Source organism: Streptococcus sp. AM43-2AT, from assembly GCF_003603405.1.
GTDB classification, from domain to species: domain Bacteria; phylum Bacillota; class Bacilli; order Lactobacillales; family Streptococcaceae; genus Streptococcus; species Streptococcus ilei.
Window position 1 is genome coordinate 280,347 of sequence record NZ_QTND01000001.1, and the last position, 12,138, is coordinate 292,484.

The 12,138-nt window shown below is 42.5% G+C and carries 8 protein-coding genes; 5 read left to right on the forward strand and 3 right to left on the reverse strand.

Annotated features, from left to right (window positions below; translation table 11 throughout):
• The first annotated feature begins 111 nt into the window (after positions 1 to 111).
• The 4 genes from asnS (at position 112) to DW930_RS01375 (ending at position 6,467) form a co-directional block, all read left to right on the forward strand.
• On the forward strand, positions 112 to 1,458 hold the full coding sequence (asnS, locus tag DW930_RS01360; protein ID WP_162471228.1) for an asparagine--tRNA ligase: 1,347 nt from the start codon (positions 112 to 114) through the stop codon (positions 1,456 to 1,458).
• A gap of 224 nt (positions 1,459 to 1,682) precedes the next feature.
• Positions 1,683 to 2,882 (forward strand): MFS transporter, encoded by a 1,200-nt coding sequence (locus DW930_RS01365; protein WP_123159127.1) that lies wholly within the window; start codon positions 1,683 to 1,685, stop codon positions 2,880 to 2,882.
• Positions 2,883 to 2,997: 115 nt separating this feature from the next.
• Positions 2,998 to 4,734 (forward strand): ABC transporter ATP-binding protein, encoded by a 1,737-nt coding sequence (locus DW930_RS01370; protein ID WP_123159128.1) that lies wholly within the window; start codon positions 2,998 to 3,000, stop codon positions 4,732 to 4,734.
• On the forward strand, positions 4,731 to 6,467 hold the full coding sequence (locus DW930_RS01375; RefSeq protein WP_123159129.1) for an ABC transporter ATP-binding protein: 1,737 nt from the start codon (positions 4,731 to 4,733) through the stop codon (positions 6,465 to 6,467). Before DW930_RS01370 ends, DW930_RS01375 begins: the two co-directional genes overlap by 4 nt.
• Positions 6,468 to 6,505: 38 nt before the next feature.
• On the opposite strand, the gene DW930_RS01380 is transcribed toward DW930_RS01375, so the two are convergent.
• The 3 genes from DW930_RS01380 to DW930_RS01395 form a co-directional block, all read right to left on the reverse strand.
• Positions 6,506 to 7,660, reverse strand: a complete 1,155-nt coding sequence (locus DW930_RS01380) for an MFS transporter (protein WP_207801594.1) — start codon at positions 7,658 to 7,660, stop codon at positions 6,506 to 6,508.
• Between the two features lie 306 nt (positions 7,661 to 7,966).
• The gene (locus DW930_RS01390; RefSeq protein ID WP_123159131.1) at positions 7,967 to 8,707 is read right to left on the reverse strand and encodes an amino acid ABC transporter ATP-binding protein; all 741 of its coding nucleotides are present in this window, start codon (positions 8,705 to 8,707) and stop codon (positions 7,967 to 7,969) included.
• Complete coding sequence (locus DW930_RS01395) at positions 8,707 to 10,911, reverse strand: ABC transporter substrate-binding protein/permease (RefSeq protein ID WP_123159132.1); 2,205 nt, start codon at positions 10,909 to 10,911, stop codon at positions 8,707 to 8,709. The genes DW930_RS01390 and DW930_RS01395 overlap by 1 nt, the downstream gene beginning before the upstream one ends.
• 261 nt (positions 10,912 to 11,172) lie before the next feature.
• Between DW930_RS01395 and DW930_RS01400 the strand changes: the two genes are divergently transcribed.
• On the forward strand, positions 11,173 to 12,120 hold the full coding sequence (locus DW930_RS01400) for a CPBP family intramembrane glutamic endopeptidase (RefSeq protein WP_123159133.1): 948 nt from the start codon (positions 11,173 to 11,175) through the stop codon (positions 12,118 to 12,120).
• Positions 12,121 to 12,138: the final 18 nt, after the last annotated feature.

A 12,138-nucleotide genomic window follows, 5' to 3' on the forward strand; every position in this document is an offset into this window, starting at 1 on the left:
CGTAAAAAAAGCCGGATTTTTAGATTGTGAGAGATAGCTATCGGCTCTTATTTGTGGTAAAATGAAAGGTGATCATGTCTTCGGACAAGTTTAACGAGAAAAGGAAGATGTATTATGACAAAACGGATTACCATCATTGAAGTTAAAGACTACGTCGGTCAAGAAGTGACTATCGGTGCTTGGGTTGCTAACAAATCAGGAAAAGGGAAAATTGCTTTCTTGCAATTGCGTGACGGGACTGCCTTCTTCCAAGGTGTAGCTTTCAAACCAAACTTTATCGAAAAATTCGGTGAAGAAGTAGGTCTTGAAAAATTTGATACCATCAAACGCTTGAGCCAAGAAACGTCTGTCTTTGTGACTGGGATTGTCAAAGAAGATGAGCGGTCAAAATTTGGTTATGAGTTGGATATTACAGACATTGAAGTCATCGGTGAATCTCAAGATTATCCAATCACTCCAAAAGAACACGGTACAGACTTCTTGATGGATAACCGCCATTTGTGGTTGCGTTCACGCAAACAAGTAGCAGTGATGCAAATTCGTAACGCAATCATTTATGCAACTTATGAGTTCTTTGACAAGAATGGCTTCATGAAATTTGATAGCCCAATCCTTTCAGGAAATGCTGCAGAAGATTCTACAGAACTTTTTGAAACAGACTACTTTGGAACACCAGCTTACTTGAGCCAATCAGGACAGCTTTATCTTGAAGCTGGGGCTATGGCTCTTGGTCGTGTCTTTGACTTTGGTCCAGTATTCCGTGCGGAGAAATCAAAAACTCGTCGTCACTTGACTGAATTCTGGATGATGGATGCGGAGTACTCATACTTGACACACGACGAGTCACTTGACTTGCAAGAAGCTTATGTTAAAGCGTTGCTTCAAGGTGTTCTAGATCGTGCTCTTCAAGCCTTGGAAACCTTGGAACGTGATACAGAGCTCTTGAAACGCTACATTGCAGAGCCATTCAAACGCATTACTTACGATGAAGCCATTGATCTTTTGCAAGAACATGAAAATGATGAAGACGCTGACTATGAACATCTAGAGCATGGAGATGATTTCGGTTCACCACACGAAACTTGGATTTCAAATCACTTTGGTGTACCAACCTTTGTGATTAACTACCCAGCAGACATCAAGGCCTTCTACATGAAACCAGTTCCTGGGAACCCAGATCGCGTGCTTTGTGCAGATTTGCTTGCACCAGAAGGTTACGGAGAAATCATCGGTGGTTCCATGCGTGAGGAAGACTACGATGCCCTTGTCGCTAAGATGGAATCACTTGGTATGGATCTTACAGAGTATGAATTCTACCTTGACCTTCGTAAATACGGTACAGTCCCACACGGTGGATTTGGTATCGGTATCGAGCGTATGGTAACCTTCGCAGCTGGAACTAAACACATCCGTGAAGCCATTCCATTCCCACGTATGTTGCACCGTATCAAACCTTAATAGCCATAAAAACGCCGTCTGGCGTTTTTATACTCTTCGAAAATAAAATTCAAACTACGTCAGCTTCACCTTGCCGTACTCAAGTACAGCCTGCGGCTAGCTTCCTAGTTTGCTCTTTGATTTTCATTGAGTATTACTTTAAATGAAAGAGGTGGAGAAAATGTAGGCAACTCTCAGTAAGTCTTTTAGAAACAGTCATACTACATATTGAAAGAGAGAAAACAATGTTTAAAAGAACTTACAAAGGCAATATTCCACTCCTAGCAGGTCTGGAATTCACATCTTATTTTGGGATTACCAGTTTTTGGATTTTATTTTTTATCCAAAATGGTCTATCCTTGCTTCAAATCGGTTTACTAGAAAGTATCTTTCATGGGACCAGTCTCTTGTGTGAAATCCCCTCTGGTATGTTGGCCGATCGATTTAGTTACAAAACCAATCTCTATTTGGCTCGCTTGGCTAGTATTGTGTCCTCTATCTTGATTTTGTTTGGTCAGGGGAGTTTTTGGATTTATGCGATTGCCATGATGGTTAATGCTTTGTCCTACAATTTTGACTCGGGGACCAGTACCGCTTTCTTATATGATTCGGCGGTTGAAGCGGGTCAAAAGGACCGATATCTTCAGATTTCTAGCTTTTTGTCTGGTGTGGCAGAAGTCACCCGAACCTTAGGTACAGTTGTGGCAGGCTTCTTTATTCACGGAGCATTGGCTTGGACCTATCTGATTGCTATTGTCCTTTCATTGCTATCCATTCTCTTGATTTTTCTAATGAAAGAGCCAGAGAGCAAGAGTGGTGAAAGAAATCACTTGACCATAAAGCGTATATTGGTGGTAGTCAAACAAGAGTGGCAGGAAAAACCAGTCTTGTTTTACTGGATGTTCACCTATCAGCTGGTAGGAACCATCATGTGTATGTTTTATTTTTACTACCAACAGAAAATCAGTGACCTAGTCAGTTGGCAAGTTTCGCTCATCATGTTGATTGGTAGTGGCTTCAATCTTCTAGCGGTTTATCTAGCTAGTCAAATTGGGAAGAAATGGAATAGCAATCAAGTCTTTCCAATTCTGGTTGCACTGACAGGTTTGTCCTTGCTTTTGGTAGGCTTGAAGACTCCATTCGCCTATCTAAGTGTCTATCTCTTGACCAATGCCCTTTATGCAGTGTATCAACCCATTTACTACAATGATTTACAAGCTTATTTGCCTTCTAGTGTACGAGCAACCATGCTTAGTATCAATTCGATGATGTTTAGTTTGTCTATGATTGTGATCTTCCCACTGACTGGTTGGTTGATTGATACTTGTGGATTTGTAGCTGTTTTCCTTGTGCTAGGCCTGATAACACTTTTTTCTTACCCTCTCTTACTGATTGGATTAGGGAAAATGGGCAAGCTCTTAAACAAGGGGACAAAGAAGGAATAAAATTGCTGACCTTCATCAGGTCGTTTTTCAACTCTCTCTGCTTTGCAGGGAGAGTTTTTTTATCTTCCGAAATTGTGGTAAAATGAATACATCCTTAACAAGAGAATCGAGTAGTATGAAAGACTTATTGAAATACTTCAGGAATAATAAAAAAGAAACCATACTGGGACCGTTTTTCAAGTTGTTAGAAGCAAGCTTTGAATTACTGGTTCCACTTTTAATTGCCCAGCTTGTCGATCAGCTGATTCCCCGTCAGGACCAAGGTGGAATGCTTGGGGTGGTTGGACTCTTATTTGTTTTTGCTACTTTTGGCGTTCTTGTAGCGATCACGGCCCAATATTATTCATCAAAAGCAGCCGTTGGTTTTACGAAGGAATTGACCAATGATTTGTATGAGAAAATTCTCAGCTTGTCTAAGGAGCAGAGGGATCGCCTAACCAGCTCAAGTCTAGTGACGCGACTAACCAGTGATACCTATCAGATTCAAACGGGGATTAATCTATTTTTACGTCTATTCCTTCGAGCGCCGATTGTCGTGTTTGGCTCTATTTTTATGGCCTTCACTATTAGTCCTCAATTGACAATGTGGTTTATTGGAATGGTTGCTCTCTTGACCCTGATCATTGTCGTCATGTCTCGTCTGGTCAATCCTCTTTATGCACGCATCAGGAAGATAACGGACCGAGTGGTTACCATCACGCGTCAGCAGTTACAAGGAATGAGGGTTATCCGCTCTTTTGGGCAGGTAGCTCATGAAGAAGCAGAGTTTAATGAGGTCAACCAAGACTATACCAAATGGCAATTACTAGTATCCAAATGGTCTAGTTTGATTAGTCCTATGACTTTCTTAGTCGTGAACGGGACTTTGATTTGTATTCTTTGGCAGGGACAAGCCTCCATTCAAATGGGGAGGCTCAGTCAAGGAATGTTAGTAGCCTTGGTTAATTATCTCCTTCAAATCTTAACAGAATTATTGAAGTTAGCCATGCTTGTGACCTCGCTCAACCAAAGCTATATTGCTGCTGGTCGGATAGTCCAGGTATTTGATGAGAAGAGTGAAGATTTGGATCAAGAGTTAGATGAGCTATCTGCTTCAAATCCTCAACTGGCTCTCGAGATCAAAGATCTTGTCTTTACCTATCCCTTAGCGGCAAAACCGTCTTTAGAAGGCATTCACTTATCTTTGAACAAGGGACAAACCCTAGGAATCATTGGAGGGACAGGATCAGGGAAATCTACCCTGGTTCAATTGTTAGGATATCTTTATGGCCCAAGTCAAGGAAATCTAATCATTTTTAAAGATGGACAGAGTCCCAAGACTCTTGGTCAGTGGCGTGACTGGATAGCAGTAGTTCCTCAAAAAGCAGAGCTCTTTAAAGGAAGCATTCGTTCGAATTTAACGCTAGGATTAAACGAGGAACCGAATGAAGAGCAGTTGTGGTGGGCCTTGGAGGTTGCGCAAGCAGCTGATTTCGTCCGTGAGAAAGAAGGGGGGCTAGACGCTCTGGTAGAAGCATTTGGACGAAATTTTTCCGGCGGTCAACGGCAACGGTTGACCATTGCTCGAGCTGTCCTTCGCAAAGCTCCATTTTTGGTGTTGGATGATTCCACTTCGGCTTTGGACTATTTGACAGAAGCACGACTCTTACAGGCTTTAAAAGAGGAGTTGACGGAAACCAGTCTCATCCTCATCTCGCAACGGACCAATAGTCTGCGAAGAGCTGACCAAATTCTCGTCTTAGATAAAGGCAAACAGGTCGGCTTGGGAAGTCATGAAGACTTGGTGGCAACCAATCCTTTATACCAAGAGATTCATTTCTCCCAACAGAAGAGAGAGGAGGGAGCAGAATGAAACAGAAGACTTATTTACGGCGCTTGCTTGCTGATATAGGCAAACAGCCCATCTGGCTCATCTTAGCCAGTCTGGGAACCATCTTACAAGTCTTGTTAACCGTCTATATCCCTATCCTAATCGGGCAGGCAATAGACTTAGTGGTGCTCCCTGATGCAGCACATCTCTTGCTCCCACTTATCTTACAAATGGGTCTAGTAATTCTTTTTTCAAGTCTGATTCAATGGTTGAATCCCTTGGTTTACAATCAGATGATCTATCGCTACAGTAAAGACTTAAGAGAGAAGGTCATCCAGAAAGTCCATGTCCTTCCTTTATCTTACCTGGATCGTCAAGGTACTGGGGATTTGGTCAGTCGCTTGACCACGGACGTTGAACAACTGAACAATGGTCTATTCATGGTCTTTAATCAGTTCTTTGTTGGTCTTCTCACGATTTTAGTGACCATCGCTAGTATGGCCCGATTGGATTGGATGATGATGGGAATGGTTTTGATCCTGACTCCTTTATCTCTCTTTATCGCTCGTTTTATTGCCAAGCGTTCCTATCATCTCTTTCGGATGCAGACCCAAGCACGTGGGGCTCAGACACAGATGATTGAAGAATCTCTCAGTCAAGAAAGCTTACTCCAAGCTTTTAATGCACAGGGTCAGTTTAAAGACAAGTTTATTGAGATCAATGGCGACTATGCTGGTTATTCTCAAGAGGCGATTTTTTATTCCTCTACAGTTAATCCAGCGACGCGCTTTGTCAATGCCCTGATTTATGCGTTGGTGACGGGATTTGGAGCCTTCCGAATCCTATCGGGTACTGGCTTTACTGTTGGCCAGTTGGTGACCTTTCTCAACTATGTCAATCAGTATACCAAACCCTTCAATGACATCTCCTCTGTTCTTGCTGAGTTGCAAAGTGCCTTGGCTTGTGCGGAACGTCTCTACAGTGTCTTGGATCAAGAGGAAGTGAAAGAAAGTGGCAAGAAAGACTTGCAAGAAGAGGCTGTAGAAGGAGCTGTCCAATTTGATCATATTAGCTTTGGGTATCGCCCTGATCAGCCTCTCATAAAGGACCTCTCCGTTTCCATCCCGCCGGCTAGCAAGGTAGCCATTGTCGGTCCAACTGGGGCTGGGAAATCTACACTGATTAACCTTCTCATGCGTTTTTATGATGTGGATCAAGGAAAATTATGCTTAGACCATGAAGCCGTAGACGCTTATAGCCTAGCTAGCTACCGCAAGCAGTTTGGGATGGTGCTTCAAGAGACTTGGCTCAAAGTTGGAACGGTTCATGAGAATATCGCCTTTGGTCGACCTGATGCAAGTCGGGAAGAAGTGGTCCAAGCAGCAAAAGCTGCCAATGCTGATTTCTTTATTCAACAGCTTCCAGAAGGTTATGATACCTATCTAGCGGATGCGGGAGACTCCCTCTCTCAAGGACAAAGACAGCTTCTGACTATTGCTCGGGTCTTTCTTGCAGTACCTAAGATTCTGATCCTAGATGAGGCGACCTCTTCCATTGACACGCGGACAGAGTTGCTCATTCAGGATGCCTTTCATAAGTTAATGGTGGGTCGGACCAGCTTTGTAATCGCCCACCGCCTGTCTACAATTGAAAATGCGGATCTCATCCTAGTCATGGTAGATGGAAATATCGTTGAACATGGGAATCATAAGGAGTTGATGGCTCAAAGAGGTGTTTATTACAAAATGCAAACTGCCCAACTTTCTAGTAATTAAGACAGAAAAAGACTGGATGTTTTTCCAGTCTTTTGTGTTTAATCCTGCTGATCTTTTAAAAGATAGAGAAGAGAGAAGGCTAGGAGTGCCATAGCAATACCTAATACGGTAAAGATGAAAGCGTTGCTGTCGGAGATGAGACCGATGGTATTGAGGGCGAAAGGTGTAATGGCCGCTCCAAAGCTACAACCCAAGACGGCTACAGAGGTCACTTGGTTTAATCGTTTGGCAGGAATCTTGGCTGACAAGATTTGGAAAACCATGGTGAGGGCAGTGCTATACGTATAGCCAGAGAAGAGGGCGGATAGAGCAAGAAGAGGGATGCTTGGAGAAAGGGCTACAGCCATCATTGAGAAACCGTAAGCAATCCCGGCATAAGTGATCAATTTGCTCTTGAACAAATGTACAAGGCCAGAGAAGGTGAGACCAGCTAGAATTCCGATTAATTGCATAGCACTTAGAATGAAGCTAGCTGAGTTGTGCTGATCCTTGAAAGTGTAAGCGACAATGCTTGGGATACGAAGAGTTATTCCAACATTACATAAGACAATCACGGCAGCCACAATAGCCAAGATAATGGTTAATTTCCATTCTTCTTTTTGGAGTGGTTCTTTATGTTTGGCTTGTGTATGCTGGCTTTCTTCTTGCTGGTGGTAAGGGACAAAGGCCATGAAGAGAAACAGAACGATTAATCCAGCCCCGTAGGCTAAAAAGCTAGAAGTCCAGCCGAATTGGAGAAGGAAGCCGACCAATAAAGTGACCAGGGCTGTCCCTACGACTTCAGCAGAACCACGAAATCCGAGAGTTTGGATCCGTTCACGTCCCTGGTAGCGTTCGCTGATAATAGAAATGGCTTTAGCGTTGATCAAACCGACCCCCATCCCAAAAATGAAACGAGAAATGAAAAGAATTGGATAGGCTTGGTTAAAGAAAGGGACCATACCAAATAGTGAGAGAATCAAGAGTCCTGTAATAATCATCTTCCTCTCATCCAAGTAGCGTTCAATAATGGTATTTAGGAAGAGGGTGACCATAATCCCTGCGGATGGAAGAGATACCAAGAGTTCGATTTGACTTTTGGGGAGATCCTTATAGTATTCGAACATATAAGGAAGAGCACTAGAAATCGAAAAAGACGTCGTTAATACAAGAGATAAAGAAAGGATACTAACCTTTTCTAATAATTTTTTCATAATCATCCTTCAGTCACATATTTGGTCAAAAGACACTCTACTATGGTATAGTTTTTTGCTTCATTTAGCAAGTTATTTAAATGAAATTTCTTAATATTTTTTATATTTTGAAGAAGAAAAAGAGAGTGGGACAGAAATCGGTAATTCGTTAGAATTCGATTTCGTTGTACCACCTCCGCACAGTTGAGTAGGGCTGTAAAAGCTGATGAAATTAGCGTAGTAGAGGCCACTCAACCACTGCGTCTTGCTCGACAAACCAAAGACAATTGAGAGGCTAGGACTTTTGTCCCAGCCTCTTAATTTCTATTAAACGTCTAACACTTTATCCAGGAATTCTTTCAATCGCGGGTGTTGTGGATTATCGAAGATTTGGTCTGGTTTCCCGTCTTCGAGGAATTCCCCATCAGCTGTGAAGATCACGCGATTGGCCACTTGGCGAGCAAATCCCATCTCGTGGGTGACGATAATCATGGTCATGCCTTGCTTAGCCAAATCCTTCATAACGTTGAGTACATCCCCAACCATCTCTGGGTCGAGGGCAGAAGTCGGTTCGTCAAAGAGCATAACATCTGGCTTCATTGCCAAACCACGCGCAATGGCTACCCGCTGTTTCTGTCCACCGGAGAGGCTGTCAGGAGAAACATCTGCTTTATCAGCAAGACCAACCTTTTCCAAGAGTTCCATCGCTAGTTCTCTAGCTTCTTCACGACTCATCCGTTTGTGCTCTACGGGAGCAAACATGATGTTTTCGATGACACTCATATGGGGGAAGAGGTTGAAGTGCTGGAAGACCATCCCGACATTTTCACGAACGATATCAATATTAGTTTTAGGATCAGTAAGGTCATAGCCGTTCACGGTAATTTGTCCCTTGGTTACTTCCTCAAGAAGATTGAGACTGCGTAGGAAGGTTGACTTACCAGAACCAGATGGACCGATAATACAAACTACATCTCCTTCGTAGAATTTTGTTGAGATGCCTTTTAGGACCTCATTTTCACCGTAATATTTATGGAGGTCATGGACATCAATTTTTAATTTAGCCATTAGTTAGCCCTCTTTTCTAATTGTTTTGCAAAGCGTGTCAATAAAGTAATGATGACGAGGTAAAAGACAGCAAGGATTGCGTACATCTTGAAACTTTGATAGTTTCGAGCGATGATAATCTTACCAGTCTGGAAGAGCTCGACCAAACCGATAGCTGACACGATGGTCGTATCTTTTAGTGCAATGACAAATTGGTTGACAAAGTTTGGAAGCATCAATTTCGTCGCTTGAGGCAAGATGATCTTGCGCATGGTCTTGCTGTAAGAGATTCCGAGGCTTCGACTGGCTTCCATCTGACCAGCTGGCACCGCTTGAATCCCTCCGCGAACAATCTCAGCGATATAAGCAGCAGCATTGAGGGAGAGAGCGATGGTACCTGCAAGGAAGTCATTGATTGGGGATTGGTGGCCAGTCATGGACTCGATCAAATTAGGAATTCCCCAGAAGATAAAGGCAGCGAGGATCATTAGTGGAATACCGCGGATGACATCGACAAAGATCTCAGCAGTCCAACGAAGCCATTTATAGGGACTAACACTAAACATTCCAAAGATGATCCCAATCACCATCGCGATCGCGAAGGATAGAAGGGCTAGTGCAATAGTGACACCTAATCCACTTAACAATTGTTTGTAGTTGTTTTGGAGCAAGCCCCAGATAGTCGTTTCATCTACCGAAGTAGAGTCTGTAGTTTCTTCACTATCACTTGAAAGGTACTTATCCAATATTTTTTGGTACTGGCCACTTTCTTTTAAGTTAGCTAAGCCGTTGTTAAACATTTCAATCAATTCGGGATTCGAATCTTTTTGAACTGCAAAGGCAATTTGACCACTTGGAGTTCCTTCGATAGGCGTTTTGAATTTACGTCCTTGTTTGATGGCGTATTTAATAACCGGTTCGTCATCCATGATGGCGGCTACAGAACCAGAGTTCAAGCTGTCGTACATAGAAGCACCATCTGAGAAGGTTTTGATCTTATAGCCATACTTACTCTTGTTTTCTTCGAGGAAGGTTTGTGAAGCCGTACCATTTTTGACACCTACTGTTTTTCCTTTTAGGTCTTCGTAGGAAGAAATGGTACTACTGTCTTGAACAGCTAGGATCGAATTCGTTGTATAGTATGGATCTGAGAAGTCAAATGTCGCCTTTCGTGCATCTGTAACAGTCATCCCTGCAATCATTCCATCGGCATTACCATTCTGAACATCACTAACGGCAGCATCAAAACCAGGGTTGCTGATTTCTAGTGTAAATCCTTGGTCTTTGGCAATGGCCTTAATCAATTCCATATCAATCCCAGTGTATTTACTTTGATCATTTTGGAAGACGAAGGGAGCAAAAGAGGAATCACTAGAAATCTTGTAGGTTTTCTTCTTAGGAGTTGCCTTTTGTCCTGCTTCAGTGGTCGTTTCTGGAACAGCAGAAGTACTTGCGGTGGTTGTTGCTGAAGAGGAAGATTGGCTACTACCAGTCCATTTCTCAATGATTTGGTCAAGTGTACCATCTTTCTTCATTTGAGCAAGAGCAGTATTGAACTGTTTGATGAGATTTTCATGGGAACCATCTTTCTTGACCCCAAAGGCAAAGCTTCCAACGGCTTCCCCTTCCATATTAATAGAAAGATCTTGTCCTTGCTTAATCGCGTATTCGATAACAGGTTGGTCATCCATCACAGCATCTACTGCACCAGTCGATAAACTGTTGTTCATCAAATCACTGGTATCGAAGGTTTTAATGGTATAACCGTACTTGTCCTTGTTCTTTTGAAGGAAGCGTTGAGCGGCAGTCCCGTTTTTCACTCCGACTGTTTTGCCTTTGAGCTGGTCATAGGAAGTGATCTTGTTAGCTTTCTTGGTTGCGATCACGACTTTTGTATCATAGTAGGTATCGGACATCGCAAAGACTTGTTCGCGCTCTTTGGTCTTGGTCATCCCTGCCATAATGGCATCGGCTTGCCCGGATTGGACCATGTTGACGGCTGCGTCAAAGCCTGGGAAAGACTTTTCTAAGGTCCAACCGTTGATTTCAGCGACCTTATCCAAGATTTCAACATCAATTCCTTTGTATACTTGGTCTGAGTCTTTGAATTCGAAGGGCGCATATGCCGTATCGAAAACGACTTTAACAGTTTCAGCCTGTGCTTGACTTGCAAAGGTGAATAGTGGAAATAAGAAAAGCAAACATGCTAATAGTTTTTTCTTCATTTCGTTCTCCTTTATATCTAATCCATTGTCTAATGAAGAGCAATGGAAGGAATACCCTAAGAGGGTTTAAAAAAATAAAGAATTCATACCGAAAACGAGTATGAATTTCATCATTTATTTTTTACAAGAACCATTATATCATAAATAAATCTTAAAAACAAGAATCTCCACCACTTCATGTTAGGTTTTCTGACATACATTGGTGTTGCAGTCCCAGCCTTTCTTTGCTACAATGGATCTATTAAATAATGGAGGTTACTGATGAAGAAAGGAAAGATTATTCAGGATATAAAAACTAACACGTCTATATCAGCCTTTGTTTCTACGCTATTTTATGTCTTTTTAACCTTCCTCTTTGTTGAAGGTGGGCTTTGGTTTGGGAGTGAGTTTGTGGGACCATTTTCTTTGGTCATAGAGTTTTTAACAGAGCTCTTTTCACCAGGAAATGGAGGCGCAAGTGTTCAAGAGTTCTTCTATCATTATTTTCTTTATTATGAGCTCTTCAGTTTTGTATTTATTCTGTTACTCTTTATTTTTTGGGTGAAGTTCATTGAGAAGAATCCCTTATCGACTTTAGGTTTTGTAAAAAAGAACTGGCTTAAATACCTAGGTTGGGGGATCTTGCTTTCCATTCTTCAAATGGGGCTCATTGCTCTTGTCTACCAGGTAGGTGGAATCGGAACTTTTGAGCTAAATGAATTAAGTTTAGAACCTATCCTCTTTATTCTAGGTTTATTTCCATTTTGGCTCCTTCAAGGAGGAACGGAAGAAGTAGCGACCCGGGGTTGGCTCCTAACTCGGATTGCTGCAAGAACTAATCTACCCTTAGCGATCGCGATTTCTAGTAGTCTCTTTGGCTTTCTCCATCTGGGAAATTCAGGAGTGACCTTTTTATCCGTCCTGAATATTGTCCTTGATGGGGTGCTAGCTGCTCTGCTCCTTATCTACACAGATAGTATCTGGCTAGTGGTCGCCCAACACGGGACTTGGAACTATGTACAAGGGAATCTCCTTGGTTTTCAAGTCAGTGGGACGGGAGCAGATACCTCTATATTTAGCTTTACCATGGGATCAGGACCTGATTGGCTGACCGGAGGAGCATTTGGAGCAGAAGGGTCGATCATCACCACTCTGGTTCTTCTTTTATCCCTAGTGATTGTTTATCGCTTAGGGGAAAGAAATGAAAGAGTTGTTAAAGAACAAAAGTGAAATGGCTGATAGGACATG